The sequence below is a fragment of the Pseudoalteromonas sp. SCQQ13 genome (assembly GCF_015864415.1).
Taxonomy (GTDB): Bacteria; Pseudomonadota; Gammaproteobacteria; order Enterobacterales; family Alteromonadaceae; genus Pseudoalteromonas; species Pseudoalteromonas nigrifaciens.
On sequence record NZ_JADYXG010000001.1, the window covers coordinates 259,744 to 280,348 of the forward strand.

Consider the following 20,605-nt stretch of genomic DNA (forward strand, 5'->3'; position numbering starts at 1 on the left):
TAATTAAGTTATTATACAATCCTTAATGATTGCAAGGCATTCATTATTATCTAATTAAGTGCATTTTAAAGCTGCCATGCGTAACTGACTTTAGTAAAAAAGGTGCGCTGGTCGCGCTCTAAGCTTTTAAGTGAATCATCTTGGTAACCTTTATCTGAATACCCTAAGTAAAATAATGTTTGCGCATTAATTTTGTACGAATAAACGAGTTGGCTGCCGTAATCTTTATTAGTTTGGTTCACTTGATAAAAATAAGCATTTTCGTTGCGATCAATATCTTCAAATTGCCAAATAAGCTTTAGCATTGAGCGCATATTAAATTTATAGTAAAGCCTAAAATCAATTAGGTTAGCTGTAAAAACACGCTCCCCTTGTGGGTTGTCTAATTGGCTGTAGCTATGCTTTATGTCAACTTGCCAATGATTGTTTATATCCCACACCGCTTGAGTTTGGGTATCAAAGGCGTCACCTAGTTGCTCATTACTGTAGTCAATGCGACTCCCGTATTCAACATACAAAGACAGCCTAAGATCTTTTGTTGGTTTAAATCCGCTGTAAATATAACCAATGTTTTGATTGTAAAAATTAGTGTTATAATTTTCATACCTATGTATCAGCCCTATTTCGAAAATAGACTGTTTTTGGCCTTTAAAGCTTAAATAACCTTCGTACTCTTGCTCAAGTAAATCGCCATTTTTCGCCCAGGTTTTATCCCAATCAGCTACATATGACCAAGAGGTAACTAAATCATTTTCATCTCGATACCAGGTTTGCCCGCCTCCTAAAATAACTTTTTCGTAATCGACCTTAGCTTGATAGCCTAAATCGGCACGATAATCTGCGCCAATATTTTCGTACTCTGCGAATAATTTATAATCGCGTTTATCGCGGGTGAGCTTAATTGCATACGCTTGATCGGATTGTGCTTGTGATAGGTTATAATTTTCAACTAAAAATGCTGAGTTGCGGGTATCACTGCTCGCAACTTGATAACTTAAGGTGTCTGATTGATTAAACCAGTAACTACCGTCAACTGATAAAACCGTATTGCGATAGTCATCACCTTCACGATGCGTACTTGAAACCCCTATAGTGCCTTGCTGGCCAATATCGTACTGGTAACGCGCCACTGCCACTTTGGTATTTTCGTTTAAGCTTGCAAATCCTGAGCCCTGATTAGTTGGCAGTAAAATATTGCTATTGTCGTCATCGGCAAACATCACCGCATAACTGTGATTAGCTGTTTTGCCGGTTAATTTAGCGCCTAGATTAGGCTCTGCAATGGTGCGAGTATATAAAAGCTCAAATAAACTACTTTTAAAATATGACGCACCGTCTAAAAAAAACGGCCGTTTTTCTTCATAGTATATAGAGTAAGTGGTATTAATATCCAGTGCCAGAGAGTCGGTTTCCACTTGCGAGAAGTCTGGATTTATAGTGGCGTTTATAACGGCGTCTTGGCTTAAGCCCCAGCGTAAATCTATACCCACTTCGGCGTTTACATCGCCATTTTCCCAATCACCCGGTAACTGTGATTTGGTATCGTTACGCAGCGCAGTTAAAGTAGGCGTTAATTGCAGGTTTTTGCTGGCCGTTATTTTTTCAAAGCCGGTAAGTTTATCAAACTGACAAAGGCTGCACTTAATATCGCGATCAAACCCAATGTTTGATAACTGATAAAGCACATCTCGTTGATAATTGCGCATTAGGGCAAAACCCCAGGTTAATTGCTCTTTATTTTGTGCAAAACGCAGCGCTTTAAAAGGAATACGCATTTCTACCACATAACCTTGCTCAGTAATCTTGCCTGCGCTATCCCAAATGGCATTCCAAGAAAGGTCTTGTTGCCAGCCATCGGTGTCGGTCATGCGAATATCGCCCTGAGCCCCTAGCGGGTTCACATAAAATTCATAACCAGAGCGCTCATCATTAAAGGTATCAATTACTAGTGCCACGGTGTCATCTTGCCACAGAGTATCGCGATCTCGCAGTGCAGCGCGAATGTGCGTTGGGTCAGGATCGTGTGCAACAAACGCTACATATAAGTTACTGCCGTCTTCGTATATATAAGCATCGGTTTTTACCGGTGGCGTACCTTTTTCATTTGGTTCATCTTGAAACTGCAATGCAATGCGCGTGGCATCTTGCCAATGCGCCTCATTCATTACCCCATCTACTGTTATATTTTTATTAATACGCGTGAGTGAATAGTGTTGTTTATTGGCAAGCGCGCTTGGAGTGGTGAGTAAAAGAAAGAAAAAGCTTAAAATAAAGAACACTGATTGTTTTTTTATTATTATTAAGTACTGCATAAACATCCATTTAGACTTAAATTACTCAATAAGAGTAATTTCTGGCGTGGATTGTAGTTTATACCAATGGATTTGTTAATACCTTGCAAAGAGTTTTTTGCATAACATTAACTAATTAATAATAAAGAAGTATTTAAGCGCAGCGATTAGGTTTCAATAAGCTTGAGCTTATCAGCAATACCATTCCACTCATCAGCATCGGCTGGGGCTGGTTTTGCCTGCGTAATGCGTGGCCATATAAGTGCAAGCTCGGCATTTAGTTCGGTAAACTCTTGTTGTGACTCTGGTAATTCATCTTCTTGATAAATAGCATCAGCTGAACATTCAGGTACGCATAAACCACAGTCAATGCAATCAATTGGGCTTATAGCTAAAAAGTTAGGGCCTTCAAAAAATGCATCTGCTGGGCACACTGATACGCAATCTGTGTACTTACATTTAATACAGTTTTCGGTGACTACAAATGCCATAATGGTTCAATGCCTAAGGTTTTATAACGACAACGGCGGATCATACCCAACCAAGGCTAAAATACAATATATAAGTGCCATAATAGCGTAATTTAACGTAAAATAAGCGCCTTATGTTTTGTGGTGCTATTTGCGCTACTTCCCTTATTGTGAGCGGTAATTAAAAGCCCGCTAAGACACCTAAAAGAGACAAAATGATACGTTTAACCGAAATAAAACTACCGCTAGATCATGACGAAAATGCAATTAAAGATGCCATTGTCAGTAAGCTAAAAATAACGCCAGAACAGTTACATAGTTTTAATGTGTTTAAACGTGGTTACGATGCCCGTAAAAAAACAGCTATTTTACTTATTTATACCTTAGATATAAGCGTTGATAACGAAGAGCAGTTACTCACAACTTTTGCCAAAGATCAGCATGTAAAAGTAGCACCCGACACCGCTTATAAGTTTGTTGCCCAGGCAAATAACGATTTAAAAGAGCGCCCTGTCGTAATAGGCTTTGGCCCTTGTGGTTTATTTGCAGGTTTAGTGTTGGCACAAATGGGCTTTAAGCCAATTATATTAGAGCGTGGTAAAGAAGTACGCGAGCGCACTAAAGATACCTTTGGTTTTTGGCGTAAGCGCGCACTAAATACCGAGTCAAATGTACAATTTGGTGAAGGCGGCGCAGGTACATTCTCCGACGGTAAATTATACAGCCAAGTAAAAGATCCAAAACATTATGGCCGTAAAGTTATTACCGAGTTTGTTGCCGCTGGCGCGCCAGAAGAAATTTTATACGTAAGTAAGCCACACATAGGAACCTTTAAACTGGTAACTATGATTGAAAAAATGCGCGCGCATATTGTAGAACTTGGCGGCGAAATTCGCTTTAGCACTCGCGTAGACGACATTCATTTAGAAGACGGCCAAGTAACGGGCTTAACCTTGTCAAATGGCGAGCAGCTAAATACCCGCCATGTAGTGCTTGCTGTGGGTCACAGTGCCCGTGATACCTTTGATATGCTATATAAAAAAGGTATTTACATGGAAGCTAAACCATTTTCGGTGGGTTTTAGGATCGAGCATAAGCAATCTATGATCGATGAGTGCCGCTTTGGTGACAATGCAGGTAACCCCATTTTGGGCTCTGCTGATTACAAACTAGTTCACCACTGTGATAATGGCCGTACCGTATATAGTTTTTGTATGTGCCCAGGGGGGACTGTGGTTGCAGCCACCTCTGAAGAAGGCCTAGTTGTTACCAATGGTATGAGCCAATATTCTCGTAGTGAGCGAAATGCAAACAGCGCTATTGTTGTAGGTATTTCGCCAGAGCAAGACTTCCCGGGTCATCCATTAGCGGGTATTGAGTTACAACGTAAACTTGAAAAACAAGCATACGAACTTGGCGGCAGTAATTACGATGCGCCAGCACAACTTATTGGCGACTTTTTAAAGGGTAAATCGTCATCAGCTTTAGGCGATGTGCAATCATCTTATACGCCGGGTATTAAATTAACCGATTTAGCCGATGTATTACCTAAATATGCAATTGATGCTCTGCGTGAAGCAATTCCGGCATTTAATAAGCAAATTCGTGGTTTTTCAACTAATGATGGCTTACTAACAGGGGTAGAAACACGTACCTCTTCGCCGGTAAGTATTAAGCGCGATAAAACACTTCAAAGTATTAATACTAAAGGGCTTTACCCTTCTGGCGAAGGCGCAGGCTATGCCGGTGGTATTTTATCGGCAGGTATTGATGGTATTAAAGCCGCTGAAGCGGTGGCGCTTTCAATGCTAGAAAACGCAAAATAAGCGTTTTATTAATTTAAGCCATAAAAAAACCTGAGCAAGCTCAGGTTTTTTTTGTAACTGCAAATAACCATATTAGGTTAGCGCATTATTAATTACTTTTTAAGCGACAGTTTTTCGCCTTTTAAGCTTTTACGTATTTTAGATATACGTGAGCGATTTACTGCTCTTGCTTCGCCAGTTGCTTGACCAGATGGCTTATTAGCACGAGTACGACGTAAGTGTGCAGGCTTTTTGCCAATTTTATCAATTAATACTTCACGGTTACTTACTGCATAGCCTTCTAAGTAAACACGTTTAATTTTTTGACCAATTAAGGTTTCAATTTCAAACAACATGTTTTCTTCTTCACGGCTTACAAATGAAATTGCTTGGCCTTCTTTACCTGCGCGGCCAGTACGACCAATACGATGTACGTAGTCCTCTGCAAGCCAAGGTAAGTCAATATTAATTACACGCGGTAAACCGTCTATATCAATACCACGCGCCGCAACTTCTGTTGCCACTAATACACGTACTTTACCTTCTTTAAATTCACGCAGCGCACGACGACGATTACCTTGTGACTTATCGCCATGACAAACCGCAGCCGGAATACCATCAAGGTTAAGCTCTGTTACTAGCTCATCGGCTGTTTCTTTCATGTTTACAAATACTAACACTTGCTGCCAGTTTTTCTTACCAATTAGCTCAGAAAGCAGCTCTTGCTTACGGCGCTCTTCAACTGGGTAAACCACATGCGCTACAGTGCTAGCAGTACTGTTTGTTTGATCAACACGTACTATTTCTGGCTGTTTTAATACTTTAGATGCAAACTGTTTAATTGCTGCTGGGAAAGTAGCTGAAAACAACAAGATTTGACGATCGTCAGCGCAGCTTTTTATAACGCCTTGCATCTCTTCAATAAAGCCCATATCGAGCATACGGTCTGCTTCATCAAGTACCAAATGCTTTACGCTGGCAAGGCTTAAGTTACCTAAGCGAATATGATCAAGTAAACGCCCTGGCGTTGCTACTACAATATCAACACCTTCTTTAAGTGCATTAGCTTGGCCTGCGGTGTTAACACCGCCAAATAAGCTGACTACTTTTAACGAAGTGTGTTTTGCGAAGTCTTTAAAGTTATTTGCTATTTGCTCTGCAAGTTCGCGCGTAGGCGCTAAAACTAAAGCATGCGGAGCATTAGTAGTGCTTACTTCAGACTCAAATAATTTTTGAATAATTGGTAGCGCAAACGCGGCGGTTTTACCCGTCCCCGTTTGTGCACTTGCTAAAACGTCTTTACCTTTACGAACAGCAGGAATTGCTGCGCGCTGAATGGGCGTAAGGGTGTGATAGTTAAGTTCGTCTAACGCCTGAACAAGTTCAGGAGCAAAACTAAAAGATTTAAAATTCATGGTATATAACCTGCGGCCACATTATCAAGGGTCGCAAATTATACAGTAAAAAAGTGCTAACAGTTAGTCATTACTTTACTTTTGCATGGTTTAATCTGTTTTATAGCGTTTAAATATTAAAGAGGTATTAATACCGCCAAAAGCAAAGTTATTACTCATTACATAATCGGTGTTAATTTCTCGCCCTTGCTCGGTTATATAGTCAAGTTGAGCGCACTCGTTATCCACCTCGGTGAGGTTTATTGTGGGGGCAAACCAGTTATCATTCATCATATTAATCGTCGCCCACGCTTCAATAGCACCGCATGCGCCCAAAGTGTGGCCTAAATAACTTTTTAAAGAGCTAATGGGTTTTGCCCCTAATGCGTTAAAAGTGGCATGCGACTCTGCTATATCGCCTCGATCGGTTGAGGTGCCATGCGCACTTACATAACCAATTTGCTCGGCGGTTAAATTTGCATCGTGTAGGGCTTGTTCAATCGCTATTTGCATTGTTTTAGAGGTAGGTTGAGTAACATGCTCACCATCACTATTACAACCAAAACCAACCACCTCTGCCAGTATAGTGGCACCGCGCGCTTTTGCGTGTTCATACTCTTCTAAAATCAGTGTGCCAGCACCTTCGCCAATCACTAATCCATCACGGTCTTTATCAAATGGCCTGGGGGTTAACTTGGGTGTGTCGTTTTTTGTACTGGTAGCATATAAGGTATCAAATACTGCGGCTTCGGTAATACATAACTCCTCTGCACCACCAGCAACCATCACCTTTTGACGACCAAATTTTATTGCTTCATAGGCATAACCAATACCTTGTGAGCCTGAGGTACAAGCTGAGCTTGTGGTGATCACTCGCCCTTTTAAGCCAAAAAACACTCCAACATTAACCGGAGCAGTATGCGCCATCATTTGAATATAACTAGTGGCTGTTACCCCAGACATAGAGCCCGACTCCATCATATTAGCAAACGCGAGTAACGGCGGGGTTGACCCTATAGATGAACCATAAGAAACCCCCGTAGAGCCATCGGTTAAGCTACTATGATTGAGTAACTGGGCTTGCTCTAACGCGCACTCTGTAGCGCATGTTGACATAAGCGCCACTCGCCCCATTGAGCGTATTTGTTTACGTTTATAATGACTCGGTCGCTCAAAATGAGTAACCGGCGCCGCTAAACGCGTATTAAGCTCTGGTGCTTTGTCCCACTGTGGCATAGTGGTCACTGCATTTTCGCCTCTGATCAGTGCTTGTTTAAATACCGACCATTCATCGCCAAGTGCGGTGATCACCGACATACCTGTCACTACAACGCGCTTCATTACACCATACCGCCGTTAACTGAAATGACTTGGCGGGTAATGTAGGCCGCATCATCTGAGATTAAAAATGCCACAGTACCCGCAACTTCCTCTACTGTGCCCATACGCTTAAGCGGGATCATTTTTAGCATTTCGTCTACCGGTAACTCGTCAGTCATTGCGGTTTCTATTAACCCAGGTGCAACGCAGTTTACGGTTATTTTTCGCTTAGCCAACTCTAACGACAACGCTTTTGTAGCGCCAATAATACCGGCTTTTGCCGCACTGTAATTTACTTGCCCACGGTTACCGGCAATGCCCGATACAGAAGCCATGGTTACAATACGCCCACCTTTACGGTTTTGCACCATAGGCATTACCGTGGGGTGCACCACATTATAAAAGCCATCAAGCCCGGTACGAATAACGCAATCCCAGTCCTCGCCTTGCATAGCCGGAAACGCCATATCATTGGTAATACCTGCGTTACATACCACGCCATAATAAGCACCATGCTGGGCTATGTCTTGCTCTATTTGTGCTTTGGCGGCGGCTCTGTCGCATACATCAAATTGTAATAAGCTAGTAGCTTGGCCTAATGCCTGTATTGCTGCGCAAGTTGCTTGTGCATCTGCCACACCACTTTTACAATGCACTGTAATGTCATACCCTTGGGATGCTAATTTAAGCGCAATAGCCCTGCCTATGCCACGGCTTGAACCTGTGACTAAAATTCGTTTTGTCATTGATTATCTCTTATAAATTCCAGCGGATTTTCGGGCTGAAAAACATTAATTTTTGCTTCACATGCTAATGTATCGCCGTGGATTATTTGGCATTCAAACACACTCAATCCCGACTCTTCTTGATATAGCTTATGCACTTTAATAGTTAAACTACTATCAACTTTAAAACACGCTTGATGGGTTTGATATTTACGCGTACCAATTAAAAAGCCTATTTTAGGAGGCTCATTTGCATCGTTTGCTAATGCGCCTGCGTAAGCGGCTATTGACTGCGCCATATACTCAACCCCAATATAACTGGGTACACCGGCAATATCGGCATTATAAAACGCACTTTGCGGTGTAATCGTTACCTGGCAACGCGCACTCTCGGCGCTATAATGCGTTAAAGTGTCAATTAAAATCATTGGTGCGTCGTGGGCAAGCAACTGCTCAATTGCGTAATGATTACTGCTCAGCTCATTCATCGGCAATACCTAAAATTAAACTGGCGTTATTGCCACCAAAGGCAAATGAGTTTGACAAGCAGTAACGCAATTTGGGCTTAAATGCTTGTTTTATTATTTTTACATCGGCCAAGTTACCGCCTGTTGATAATACGTTATACGGCAATGCATACTGGCCTTGCTCTTTAAGAAGTAGCCAGCATAGCGCGGCTTCAATTGCGCCTGCAGCTCCTAAGGTATGCCCAGTTAAGTGCTTGCTTGAGCTAAGTGGCGTATTGTTGCCAAACACACGATTAATTGCAAGTGCCTCCATTTCATCATTTTTTAGCGTTGCGGTACCGTGTGCATTTATGTAGTCAATTTCATGGGCAGCTAATTGCGCTTGTTTTAGTGCTTTTTGCATTGCAGATTGCGCGCCCATACCATTGGGATCGGGCGCTGAAATATGATGTGCATCAGAGCTTTCGCCGCCACCGAACAGTGCAATTGCTTTATCTGTAATTGCGCTTACGCCTTTACTCATTACAAATAATGCTGCGCCTTCACCAATATTAATACCGTCTCGGTTACTTGAAAACGGCTGGCAAACTCCGCTACTTAACGACGCTAACGAATCAAAACCATTGAGAGTAAGTTGGCATAGGGTGTCAACGCCACCGCATATAACAACATCGGCCATATCAGCTTTTAGCAGTGCGCGGGCACTTAGTAATGCTTTTGCGCTTGATGTACAGGCTGTAGAAATACTATAACAGGGTCCCTTTGCATCAAGCTTTTGCGCAATATAGTGTGCTGGGGTGGCAAGTTCTTGTTCATAATAATGAAAGTCATTTGGCCATTGCGCTGTGTGTTCAAAATGAGCACGAGCCCGTTCACCATCTGCAATACCCGAAGTACTCGTGCCTAACACCACCGCAATACGGGATTTATCGATATGCGAAAATTGCTCAATAGTTGTTTGTAGTTGCGCTAAGCACATATCAATAAAGGTATTTATACGTTTTTTTTGCGCCAACGCAACCGAGGTTACTTGGCCAACATATAACGGCTGTTGTTGCGCGCTAAGTGTAGAGTTTAGAGTTAATATAGGCGTTGCAGAGTTATAACTGTTTAAGCTATCGAGAGTTGCCTGCGGGCCTACTCCCATCGCACTAACAATACCTAAGTTATTTAGCCAATATGTCACTGAGTTACCTTTTTAAATATTATTTTATAATCACGTACAATATTATGCAGCGTAATTGCATCATCGTTATAGTCAATGGTGATCAGGGTTTTATGATTTTGTAGTACTTGTCTGTGTGTGCCTACTTGTTCCACCAGTGCGCCGCTCAGCTGCTCATTTATAAACGCGACAGGCCAATGTACTAAGGCAATGTCGGCCAATACATAAGCAGGATTTATATCGACGCCTACAAGCATTTTTTTAGCTTTAATTGGCTCTTTGGGTGATTTTTCAAGCTCTACAATTGGAAAGCCCTGGCTGGTCATCATCAGCAACTTGACCCCTCCCGCCTCATTAACCGCCAATTGCGATAACAAGGTATGCTGCTCTTGCCCAGTGGTAATAAATAACACTTGTTGCCAAGAGCGGCCATACATCGATGGCGCCATGCTATTTAAATTTAGGCTAGCCGCAGGTGCTATGCTTATAGCTGCACTGGAACTAAACTGACTCGCACAGGCTGACAGCACTATGCAGGTTAGCAATATCAAAGCACGCTGGAGTATTAGTTTAAGCATATTAATTTCAACATATTAGGTTCGGCACAGCTGAGCTAGCACATTTAAGCGGCGCTCACTTTGTGCAACAAATGGGTTACTCGTGTCCCATGCGTATCCGGCTAAAATTGCACTGATCATTTCTCGCACTTGTTTGTTTTGCTCTGTATGAAATATTACGTCTTGAAAGCGCGTATCGTACCAGCCTGTAACAAAAGTTCTAAAACAGTTAACTCCCGCTTGTAGCGGTTTTGCATAATGCTGCTCAAAGTCAATCGTCTCACCTTTTAAATACTGATCGACCAAAGGGGCAATTAAACTTGCTGATTTAAGCGCAATGGTTACTCCTGATGAAAACACCGGATCTAAAAACTCTCCCGCATTGCCTAATAGCGCAAAGTGCTGTCCATACAGCTTACTCACATTAGAGGAGTAGCCTGTTATGCTGCGAGCTGGCCCAATTAATTCGCGTTTAGCTAGCAGTGCTTTTAAATGTGGATCTTGCTCTAAAAAGCGATTTAACATTACCTCTGCTTCGTCGTCATTAAAACGCTCAGACTCTGCTACAACACCAATACTTGCGGTGCCATCACTAAAGGGAATTAGCCAATACCATATATCTCGGTGCTCTGGGTGTACGGTAATGAGGATTTTATTACGATCAAAATTTTCATCGCTAATATTATCTACAAAGTGGCTAAAATAAGCACTGCGTACCGGAAAGTTAGAAGGTAACTCTAAGTTTAGTAGTTTAGGTAATACTCGGCCAAAACCGCTGGCATCTAACACAAAGCGTGCTTGAACTTGGTAAGGCTGCTGCTGCGCGTCGTGTACTAATAAGGTTGCACCACCATTTTTATCGGTACTATCTTTATTGGTATTACCTTTATCGGAACTGTTTTCAAAAACATCAGTAACCTTGTAGTCTTTAACACTGTGCTGATAACGAATAACAGCCCCTTGCAGCTGTGCATTATCGGCTAGTAATTTATCAAACAGCCCTCTTTTCACTTGATAAGTGGTACCTGGCCCTGGTGATGATTTTTCGGTAAAATTAATCGCGGTATTTTCACCCGCTCGATGAAACGCAGCGCCGTTTTTAAACTGAAACCCCAAACTAGCGGCGTGTTCATGCAATGGAGCGACTAAATTAGCGTCGGCCAAATACTCCATACATTGCGGTAACAAGCTCTCACCTATAGTAAAGCGCGGAAAAATCTGTTGCTCAAGCACTAATACTCGCCAGCCTTTTTGCACTAAAAGGCTACTTGCAAGTGCGCCAGAGGGGCCCGCACCAATTACAACAACATCAAACTGCTCAGGGTTATTCACTTTATCCTTCCTTTTGCGAGGGTAATACACTCAGCGGCGATAAAATATATACCGCTAAAATCCCTACCATTACGGTAAGTCCAAAACTAAAAATAGCAGGGGTGCTTGAGGCACTTAACATACCAAACACCCACATAGAAGACGCTGCAGATAAACTAATTGCCAATATATTTTTTGGCTGTAACTTATTTATTTGATAAAAAACAAGGTAGTCAATAGCTAAGGCTACCACTAGCAACGCGCCCAACATATTAAATAACGACAGGCTGCCTTGAATTGCATTACACACCCACAGCATGCTAACAACCACTAATAACAAACTTAACAGTTGTAAAGTGGCAATTTTTACGCCAAAACGCCAACTAAAAAGTAACCAACTAATGGCCCCTGCAAGCACTAAGCTTAACAATAAGTATGCTCGGTAATCGCTTAATAACGCACTAATTTGCTGCGGTTTATTATATAGCAATAAGCCATCATCTTTTAAAAGCGCGGCGCTTAAGCTCTGTGTATTAATATTGCTAATTGTCATCCAGGTTATGGCTTGCTGCGGCTCAACATGCATTTGCGCTAACAATAAGGGTTTAAATTCGCTATTTAATAATGCGTTATAGGTAATAAATTGCGCGGGGCCGCTACTTAATTGCCGCCCAGTTAATTGCTCGCTTAGTGCAAATACACCACTTTTTTTAGCTTGATTAAACACCGCTAAATTATTTTTTTGCTGCTCAATACTAGGCAGCCATCGGTTAATGGCATTGTGTTTAATATGCGGGTTACTCGCGGTTAAATTGCTAACTAACCGCTGTTGTTTTTGTAACACGTGTTGTGCATTGTCGCCAATAATAAATACTATATGGCTGCGCCATTGATCCAGTAAAGTTAAGTGTTTTTTTTCACTTGCCATTAGCTGCTCAGAGCTGGCATTAAGCAATCTAATATCATCATTAAACTCAATCGGTTTTAATATCAATAAGCTTGCAAGCACTATACTTAGCGCAATAAACAGTGGTTTTTTTATTTTATTACAGTACAAAAACACCCGCGTTATTTTTTTACTGAGTAATAAACTCGATGTCGATACACGCAGTGTTTGCTGCCAAAATGGTAAAATTAACACAGTAAACAACCATGCACTAAATAAGCCCGCTATAACAAACACAGCCACTTGCGCTAATAAAGTTAACGGTGCACCTAATAAGCAGCTGTAGCCTAATGCGGTCGTAATAAAAGAGAGTAATAACGCTGATTTCACCCCTTTGCTATAGCCGTTAGAAGAAGCTTGCTGTGCAGTTTCATTTGCTACTTTGGCTAAATCGGTCATGCCATGAAAGGCGTAATCAATAGCAATGCCTATTAAGGTTACGGCAAATACCAAGGTTAATAAGTGAATGCTGTTAAACACCAATAACATAACAATAGCACCGCCCATTAATGCACTAAGCACTGTAAAGCTCGCTAATAAAATACTGCTAAGCGCCCTAAATACCCAAAACACCATAACCATTAGTGCCATTAGGCTAATACCACCAAACAAACTCATTTCGTATTTTGCTTGTTGGGCATTTTCAGCCGTATGAAACAGCACCCCTGAATAGGAAATAGTGGTATTTGGGTACGCTTTACTTAGGGTGTTTATTTGCGTTTTAATTTTAGCAGCTAAGCTAATTGCATTATTAATGCTCAAGTTTGGCTCTGGCAGTGTGGCAAAAAGCATTGCATATTCAACCCCCTCATACTGGCGAGTGAGGCGGTTTTGTTTAATAGTAAAAACTTGGCTTTGGCTTAAGTTTTCGCTAATAAAGCCAGCTAAACTTAAACTAATATCAGTACTTAATGTAGCACTAACAAATGGCGATCCTAACTGATTTAATTGCTGCAGGTAAAACTGCTCAAAGCTGGCTTTGTCTGCTATTTTTTGCTTATAGGGCTTACTTAATAGTGCATATTTATAAGGCGCAAATGTGGTTGTTAAAGCGTTTATAGAGGGAAAATTAAATGTGCTTGTTATACCTTGCTGCTCAAGCCAATTGTTAAATTCATCGTGGGCGTTATTTTTTTGCTCACCAGCAAATGAAAACACCACACGGTGGGCATTTTTTTCAAAAAACAGCTGTTCGCCATAAGCTAATTGAGAATGCGATTTTGGCAGCAAACTAAACATATCAGCACTAAATGTAGGTTTAGTCAGCCAAAATATACTGGTTAAAAGCAAAATTAAACCACTAAACCAAATAAAAACAATGCCAATTCGTTTCTTCAATCCACTATTCCATTAATTAACTATTTAAACGATTGAGCCGTTAAGGCTGCTCAGGGTAACTAAACTCAATAGTTGTTTTACTACCTGAATGCTCATAAAGGATGATGCTGTGTACCGTTTTATCACTTTCACACAAAGTAAAGTGGCTAAATAATTGCTGTAACAACGCTTCTTTTGGGGTTAGTTGCAGGCAATTGTTTTGCGCTTTTATACTAAAGCGTGTTGCAAGGGCGCTCATATCTACACTGAGTAAGTCAGTTAAAAGCCCTACAAACTGCTCACTGCCTGGCTGTGGTACAAACTCCCCTTTAGCATTTTCAACCAATACCTGGCCATTTTCTACAATCAATGCGCTTTTTACCGGTTGTTCTACTTGCCATACTAGCTTTTTGGCATTTAGAGAAAACACTCCAGAGGAGACGAACGGCGATGCAAAACCAGCAAGTTGTTTATATTGTTTAAACTCACCCGTTACTGTATCAGCCTTTAATGTGGTATTTACCTGCGATGCCGTGTTTGCTTGCAATGCACTACAAAATAGCAGCAATACGCTGGTTATAAATAATTTAAACATTGTCATTCCTTCTCCTTTAATTGCCAGCTACTTTAAAAAAGGGGCTAGTTTTTCATAAAGTATTGGGGGTGAAACAAATTGCATTTCTTTGGAGCTAATTTCTACCGCCACTTGTGTAGTGGACGCCTTGGTAATGCGCTTATTACTGATTGCATCGGTAATAACATAATCAATACGTAATCGGTTTTCATACTCTTTTAAATACGCTGCCACTTTAATTTTTTGTGTAAATACAGCTGATGCTACGTATTTAATTTGCATATCAACAATGGGCCACGCAAATCCAGAGTCTTTCATTTGCAGGTAGTCGTAGTCAAATATTCTGAGTAACTCACAACGAGCAATTTCTAAATAGCGTGGGTAATTACCATGCCACACTACATTCATTGGATCGCAATCATGAAAAGGGATTTCTATTTCTACGCTGTGCGAAAGTAATGCGCCTTTATTATTCATAAAGCGCCCAGCGTTTGCTTTGAATATAGCTAATAGTTTGTCTTAGCACCGCTTCCATTGGTCTGTCTTCGGTCAGGTTTTCAAAGTAACCTGTTATATCGCTATACATATGCTGCATATCGTCAGTTAAACTCGTAAATTCTAATTCGCCTTGTTTAATTCGCAGCCTTAACCCTTGAATAGCGGCTAATAAGGTACTGGCCATCACTTGCTCGGTAAGCTGTAAAATACGTAAACAATCGCGCGAGGCTATGGTACCCATACTTACTTTGTCTTGATTGTGACACTCGGTAGAGCGCGAAAATACACTGGCAGGCATAGTTAATTTCAATGCCTCAGCAGTATAAGCACTGGCACCAATTTGTACCGCTTTAAAACCATGATTTATATAACGACGCTCAGGGGCACTGTCGGATAAATTAGACGCCAAACCATTGTTATATTTAGTATCAACCAATGAGGCTATTTGTCGATCGGCTAAATCAGCTAAGTTAGCTACTGCGGTTTTCATGCTGTCCATTGCCATGGCAATGTGGCCGCCATAAAAATGCCCGCCGTGCAGTACATGCTCCCCTTCGCCATCAATAATTGGGTTGTCGTTGGCTGAGTTTAATTCGTTTTCGATCATTTGCCTAAAAAACGGCAAGCTGTCTTGCAGCACACCAATAACATGCGGTGCACAGCGAATTGAGTAGCGATCTTGCAGGCGGTCGGCATTACGTGGATGGTCGTGATGATTTAAATCATCTCTGATCCAACGTGCTATTTGCTGCTGCCCTGGGTGAGGTTTTACCGAGAATAAAATTTCATCAAAATGATGGCTATTTCCTTTGAGCGCTAAGCTAGCAATGGCGGTAATACGACTGGCTAATTTGGCTAAATAATTGGCTCTGTCGAAGGCTAAGCAGGCTAATGCGGTCATTACCGCGGTGCCATTCATTATTGCAAGGCCTTCTTTTGGGCGCAGCACGAGCGGCGTTAAGCCAACTTCTTGCATTACCGCTAAGCTACTACGTACGGTGTCTTTATAATATACGTCGCGCTCGCCTATCATAGCACCAGCAACATAAGATAATGGCGTTAAGTCGCCACTGGCACCTACCGATCCCTCTTGAGGAATAACCGGTACAATATCGTGATTTAAGTAGTCGCGCAGTAAATTCAGCATTTCCCAGCTAATACCCGAGTAGCCTTGCGATAAAGACGTAAGCCGCGTGGCTAAAATTGCTCGTCCTTGTACTTTATTAAATACGTCGCCTAGTCCACATCCATGAAATCGCGTTAAATGTAGGGGTAGTTCATCTACTAAATTTAATGGTACTGCTACGGTTACTGAGTCGCCATAACCAGTCGTTACACCGTAAATAACGCCGTCTTCTTTTAATAATGTATCTAAAAAACTCAGCGCACTATTAATTTTGCTACTAAATTCGCTGCAACCACTAATTTGCACTTGGGTGTGGTTATGTGCAATATCAACAATGTTTTCGATTGATAATCGCTGCTGACCAAAAAGCTGTGTGTTTTGAACTGGCACTTCTATTTCTCCTTTGCTTGATCGCGGGCGACTTGCTGATCATTTTGCCAAAAATCGTAAAAATTAAACCATTGATAAGGATATTGCGCAGCATAGTGACCCAAACGCTGCGCATAGTCTGTAATTACTTGGTTTAAAATTGCCTGTCGTTGGGTGCGTGGCATTTTTAAGCTATTGCTGTATTGCTCAAATATTACGTGGTACTTATTGATTTTCTTATCTTTTAAACAAAACAAAAAATAAACTGGGCAATCAAGTAATGCCGCTAAAATAAAAGGTCCTTGAGAAAACGGGGCTGGCTTGTCTAAAAAAGGCACTTGTACAGAGCGCGCGGCAGTGGTGGTACTGGTGCGATCGCCAACAATAACAATAATTTCGCCTTGCTCAATTTTTTCTTTCAATAAAATAGCTAAACCTGGGCCTAAGTCAGTTACTTGAATTAAGTTAACCGCTACGTTGGGGTTAATTTTTTTCAGCATTTTATTAAATTCTACTGCATGATGAGTAAACACCAGCACGTTAATAACTTTGCCACTGCGATGTTGGCTAAGCGCTCGGCACACTTCTAAATTACCCAAATGCGAGCCAATAAAAATAGCCCCTTGGCGTTGCTCATTTAATTGGCTAAATAAATGCTCGTTGGTATATTCAATATCACTTAAGCTAATACGCCCAAGCCAACCATCTATTTTATCAAAGGCGCTGTCGGCAAAACTACAAAAGTGCTTTAGTTGCTGCTTAAGTGTCACGCTTTGCCCAGTGCCGGTGTACAAATTAACTTGCTGTAAAAACTGTTTTGAAGCAGCACGGGCAACCCTACCAGTAATAAAGAGATACACCACCACAGGAAACAAAATTAGCCACAGCCCTTTGCGACCCAGTATTTTATGTGTAAATAGCAGAGTTTGAATGCCTAAATAATTACCGCGCTCTTGCATTTTAGACCAATGTTTAACGGCCATAACGTCTCTTTAATTTGTGTGCTATAAGCCAAGGCGAGCGCACTAACATACCAAAAAATAATCGCGTATGTAGCCAAGATATACGCACGTTGTCGTGCAATGGCTGAAAGTGAGAAAGCCCATTTTCTGGATAGATCACTTGGCTAGGTAAAAATATAAACGGCACATTACGCCAATATAAACGCACTAATATTTCAGGATCAAAGTCCATCCGCTTGCCCAGCTTAACTTCTTTTAACAGTTTTTCGCAGGCTCCCAGCGGATACACTCTAAAGCCACACATAGAGTCAACAATTTCAAAACTAAGGGTTTCAATCCATACCCACACATGGGTTAAGTACCGTGCTAAATAGCGATGCTTAGGCACTGAAGCGTCGTATATTGGGCAACAGCTTACTAATGCCTGTGGATTGGCGTTTGACAGGCGCAAAAGCTGCGCTAAATCGGCCAAGTTATGTTGGCCGTCGGCATCAACTTGAATAGCATGGGAATACCCTTGCTGATACGCATAATGCAAACCGCTTTGTACCGCCCCACCTTTACCTTGGTTGTGCTCATGGGTAACAATGGTAAGTAACGGGTGCTGCTGTGTAAGTGCAGAAAACACTGCTTTAGCTGCCTCATTACTTGCATCATCTACCATAATAATTGGTATGTTATATTCAGCTAGGCTGGTTAATACCGCCGCTATCACAGAGGTATGATTGTAGTTTGGAATGACAATACAAAACTTATTCATTTAAACAACACTTTCAAAAACAATCCGCCCAGACGCATGTTGCCCCTTAGCCGAGCGATAAGAAAACACATACTTATTAAGCGCTTTTTGCTCTATGGCTAATACCATAGTAAGGCCTGGCGTAATCACCACCTGAAACTTTAGCACTTCGACATTCTTTACCGCTAATTGAATATTATACTGCTTACAAATTGCAGCAACCGCCCAATCTAGCTGCACTACGCCTGCTAAAATAGGGCCGTCTTTAAAATGGCCATTAAAGTAATCTAAATCCTTGGGCACAAATAAACTTAATTGATAACCTTGCTCGGTTTGCTCACATTTAAGTAGTTGCGGCTGCGTTTTAATCAACTTTGTCAAAAAGGTGCTCCAATGCTTTTAAGTTTAATTTAGCTTGGCTGTTATAAGGTAACTGCTCTATAAAACGCCACTTTTTAGGCGTACAAATGCGCTCAAAACGCGTTAGTGCATGCTCTTTTAAAAGCTTATTAGTGGCTAATTTACTTTCACTTTGTAAATGTTTTACCCCTTGCTGGCTAAGCACAACTACCGCACCTATTACTTGCCTTGCCCCAGGTAATACAATTACTTTAACGTCGTTTACCCACTCACTGCTTGCTAGGTGGTGTTCTAGTTCATCCAAACTGAGGCGTTTTTCTTCTAATTTTATGATTCGGTCCAATCGACCAAGCAGTTTAAATTGACCACTTTTAAGCACCAAACCTCTATCGTCAAGCGGGTAATCTTTGTGGTTCACTAACGGTGAATTTAAAAGGAGTCTATCGTTTGTGCCAACACTCATTTTTATACCTGAAAACGGCTGCCACGAGCTCACGTTTTCAAGCGAGGTAACTTGTCGATACGCTATACCACCGGTTTCGGTACTGCCAAACACTTGTGTTATTGGTTTATTTAACTGACTGAATAGCGATACTGCATCTTCGTTTGCCAGCGGCCCACCAGATGAAAATATCCATTGTAAGTGAGATTTTTGTTCAATTAATACGTTGTCTGCGCGTAATCGTTTTAGCTGTGCGGGGCTAGAAATTAACACCACTTGTTTAGCGCCCTTGAGCTTGGCGGCTATATGCTCTGGGTAGTGCAGTAAATCGGTATCAACGACATGTCCGGTACTAAGTGGCCATAACAACCTAAATAGCAGCCCGTAAATATGCTGATGCGATACGCTAGCAATAAACATTGGCATACATTTTAACGCATAACTGCTTGATAAAATGCTCAGCTCTTTGTTAATTGTTTGCCACGACTTTACAATTGGCTTAGCTTTACCTGTTGATCCCGAGGTGTAAAACACCAAGTTCCCTTCTTTGGGCCAAACAAGTTGCGCTAAAGGAAAAAAGCCAGGCTGTTCAGGCAAGTTTTCTATATTGATAAAGTCAATACCCAGTGGTTCAACAAGCTCTGAGTCACCTAAAAAACAAGGCGTTTGCTGTAGTAAGGCTTTGAGTGTTTCGGGTTGACCATTAGGTGGCAGTATAACCGTGCAACCGCGCAAGGTGAGTGCCATTAAACTCACCGCAAACTTATAAGTGTTAGTGCTATATAACACCACAGATGTGGGCGCTGTGCCCGGTGAATACTTAGCTAATAGCCGATTAACATCGCTAACAAACTGGCGTTGCGTCACTGCCTTATTTTCATGATTAAAGCACACACTAACATTATTACTTTGAAATACTTTACTTTGAAAGGTACTAAACACGCGCTTTCCTTTTTACTTTTAGCCTGACTAGCCACTCTAAGGCAAACAACACGCCCATAGCTACATAGGCAATCACACCATTATAAAAAGCCCACACTGCCAAACTAGCAAACAGGCTGGTATATAAGGCAATACCACCATTAACTATAAAAAAAACGCACCACAACTGAGTTACTTTTTTAGTGTATTGCACACCTTGCTCATCGAGCTCAGGCTCAGTGATGCGGGCAAAGGTTTCTATTATTGATGGCCCTTTATAAAGTGAGTAGCTAAACACGAGCAACATCACAGTGTTAATAATCACCGGGTATAAACGTAAACCCACATCACTGTCGAACACTTTTGACAATACGATTGCTATCACAGCTAAAAATGTCGCTGGCTTTAACCACGGCATTTTGTCAAATAATGCTTTGCTTAACCACAAGCGTAGTGCAAGCAAAAATAATAATACGATCGCTAGCAGTTGGCTATTAAACTGCGTCAGGCCCACATACACAATAACTGGGTAGCAGGCCAAACAAAGCATAATAAGGGTGGTTAACAAGGCTTTAAGCATTTATTTAGTTAACGAGCTTTTCTATTTCGCTAACTACATTTTGCACAGTACGTACTTGCTTAAATGCATCAGGATCAATTTTTTTACCGGTGATTTCTCTTAGTTTTACTACCAAGTCAACAGCGTCAATGCTGTCTAAATCAAGGTCTTGATATAAGTTGGCGTCTAGGTTTATGTCGGCTGGGTCTATCTCAAAATCGTTTTCTAAAATGCCGTGTAATACATCATAAATTTCAGCAGCGGTTTTCATTGTTATTCCTATATAT

20 protein-coding genes are annotated in these 20,605 nt (G+C 41.4%); 1 reads left to right on the forward strand and 19 read right to left on the reverse strand.

The window, feature by feature from the left end; translation table 11 throughout:
* Nucleotides 1-65 precede the first annotated feature (65 nt).
* Nucleotides 66-2,312, reverse strand: coding sequence for a carbohydrate binding family 9 domain-containing protein (locus tag I6F41_RS01090; protein WP_011330039.1), 2,247 nt, complete (start codon nucleotides 2,310-2,312; stop codon nucleotides 66-68).
* A gap of 146 nt (nucleotides 2,313-2,458) precedes the next feature.
* Nucleotides 2,459-2,782, reverse strand: coding sequence for a ferredoxin FdxA (gene fdxA / locus I6F41_RS01095; RefSeq protein ID WP_011330038.1), 324 nt, complete (start codon nucleotides 2,780-2,782; stop codon nucleotides 2,459-2,461).
* 194 nt (nucleotides 2,783-2,976) lie between these two features.
* Between fdxA and I6F41_RS01100 the strand changes: the two genes are divergently transcribed.
* Complete coding sequence (locus I6F41_RS01100) at nucleotides 2,977-4,587, forward strand: NAD(P)/FAD-dependent oxidoreductase (RefSeq protein ID WP_011330037.1); 1,611 nt, start codon at nucleotides 2,977-2,979, stop codon at nucleotides 4,585-4,587.
* 92 nt (nucleotides 4,588-4,679) lie between these two features.
* Here I6F41_RS01100 and I6F41_RS01105 read toward each other — a convergent pair whose 3' ends face one another.
* The 17 genes from I6F41_RS01105 to I6F41_RS01185 form a co-directional block, all read right to left on the reverse strand.
* Entirely contained in the window at nucleotides 4,680-5,981 is a 1,302-nt protein-coding gene (locus I6F41_RS01105; protein WP_011330036.1) for a DEAD/DEAH box helicase, read from the reverse strand.
* A 90-nt stretch (nucleotides 5,982-6,071) separates the two neighbouring features.
* Complete coding sequence (locus tag I6F41_RS01110; RefSeq protein ID WP_197107566.1) at nucleotides 6,072-7,301, reverse strand: beta-ketoacyl-ACP synthase; 1,230 nt, start codon at nucleotides 7,299-7,301, stop codon at nucleotides 6,072-6,074.
* Nucleotides 7,301-8,026 (reverse strand): 3-ketoacyl-ACP reductase FabG2, encoded by a 726-nt coding sequence (locus I6F41_RS01115; protein ID WP_086995832.1) that lies wholly within the window; start codon nucleotides 8,024-8,026, stop codon nucleotides 7,301-7,303. Before I6F41_RS01115 ends, I6F41_RS01110 begins: the two co-directional genes overlap by 1 nt.
* The gene (locus tag I6F41_RS01120; protein WP_231613329.1) at nucleotides 8,023-8,493 is read right to left on the reverse strand and encodes a hotdog family protein; all 471 of its coding nucleotides are present in this window, start codon (nucleotides 8,491-8,493) and stop codon (nucleotides 8,023-8,025) included. The genes I6F41_RS01115 and I6F41_RS01120 overlap by 4 nt, the downstream gene beginning before the upstream one ends.
* Nucleotides 8,486-9,658, reverse strand: coding sequence for a beta-ketoacyl-ACP synthase (locus I6F41_RS01125; protein WP_197107567.1), 1,173 nt, complete (start codon nucleotides 9,656-9,658; stop codon nucleotides 8,486-8,488). The genes I6F41_RS01120 and I6F41_RS01125 overlap by 8 nt, the downstream gene beginning before the upstream one ends.
* On the reverse strand, nucleotides 9,655-10,074 hold the full coding sequence (locus I6F41_RS01130; RefSeq protein ID WP_231613330.1) for a DUF3261 domain-containing protein: 420 nt from the start codon (nucleotides 10,072-10,074) through the stop codon (nucleotides 9,655-9,657). The genes I6F41_RS01125 and I6F41_RS01130 overlap by 4 nt, the downstream gene beginning before the upstream one ends.
* A 156-nt stretch (nucleotides 10,075-10,230) precedes the next feature.
* Entirely contained in the window at nucleotides 10,231-11,526 is a 1,296-nt protein-coding gene (locus tag I6F41_RS01135; protein ID WP_011330030.1) for an NAD(P)/FAD-dependent oxidoreductase, read from the reverse strand.
* Between the two features lies 1 nt (nucleotide 11,527).
* On the reverse strand, nucleotides 11,528-13,789 hold the full coding sequence (locus I6F41_RS01140; RefSeq protein ID WP_197107568.1) for an MMPL family transporter: 2,262 nt from the start codon (nucleotides 13,787-13,789) through the stop codon (nucleotides 11,528-11,530).
* Nucleotides 13,790-13,829: 40 nt separating this feature from the next.
* Nucleotides 13,830-14,369 (reverse strand): outer membrane lipoprotein carrier protein LolA, encoded by a 540-nt coding sequence (locus I6F41_RS01145; protein ID WP_197107569.1) that lies wholly within the window; start codon nucleotides 14,367-14,369, stop codon nucleotides 13,830-13,832.
* Nucleotides 14,370-14,390: 21 nt separating this feature from the next.
* Entirely contained in the window at nucleotides 14,391-14,819 is a 429-nt protein-coding gene (locus tag I6F41_RS01150) for an acyl-CoA thioesterase (RefSeq protein WP_011330027.1), read from the reverse strand.
* Nucleotides 14,812-16,356, reverse strand: coding sequence for an HAL/PAL/TAL family ammonia-lyase (locus I6F41_RS01155; protein ID WP_197107570.1), 1,545 nt, complete (start codon nucleotides 16,354-16,356; stop codon nucleotides 14,812-14,814). The genes I6F41_RS01150 and I6F41_RS01155 overlap by 8 nt, the downstream gene beginning before the upstream one ends.
* A gap of 2 nt (nucleotides 16,357-16,358) precedes the next feature.
* Nucleotides 16,359-17,318, reverse strand: a complete 960-nt coding sequence (locus tag I6F41_RS01160) for an LpxL/LpxP family acyltransferase (protein WP_011330025.1) — start codon at nucleotides 17,316-17,318, stop codon at nucleotides 16,359-16,361.
* A complete protein-coding gene (locus tag I6F41_RS01165; RefSeq protein WP_197107571.1) occupies nucleotides 17,308-18,057 on the reverse strand; it encodes a glycosyltransferase family 2 protein in 750 nt (249 codons plus the stop codon). The genes I6F41_RS01160 and I6F41_RS01165 overlap by 11 nt, the downstream gene beginning before the upstream one ends.
* Entirely contained in the window at nucleotides 18,058-18,417 is a 360-nt protein-coding gene (locus tag I6F41_RS01170; RefSeq protein ID WP_011330023.1) for an ApeI family dehydratase, read from the reverse strand. It abuts the gene before it with no gap.
* The gene (locus I6F41_RS01175; protein ID WP_192532286.1) at nucleotides 18,401-19,780 is read right to left on the reverse strand and encodes an AMP-binding protein; all 1,380 of its coding nucleotides are present in this window, start codon (nucleotides 19,778-19,780) and stop codon (nucleotides 18,401-18,403) included. The genes I6F41_RS01170 and I6F41_RS01175 overlap by 17 nt, the downstream gene beginning before the upstream one ends.
* Nucleotides 19,773-20,339 (reverse strand): hypothetical protein, encoded by a 567-nt coding sequence (locus tag I6F41_RS01180; protein WP_192532287.1) that lies wholly within the window; start codon nucleotides 20,337-20,339, stop codon nucleotides 19,773-19,775. The genes I6F41_RS01175 and I6F41_RS01180 overlap by 8 nt, the downstream gene beginning before the upstream one ends.
* A gap of 4 nt (nucleotides 20,340-20,343) precedes the next feature.
* Nucleotides 20,344-20,589 carry an acyl carrier protein gene (locus I6F41_RS01185; RefSeq protein WP_011330020.1) on the reverse strand — a complete coding sequence of 82 codons (246 nt, stop codon included), beginning with the start codon at nucleotides 20,587-20,589 and terminating at the stop codon, nucleotides 20,344-20,346.
* Nucleotides 20,590-20,605: the final 16 nt, after the last annotated feature.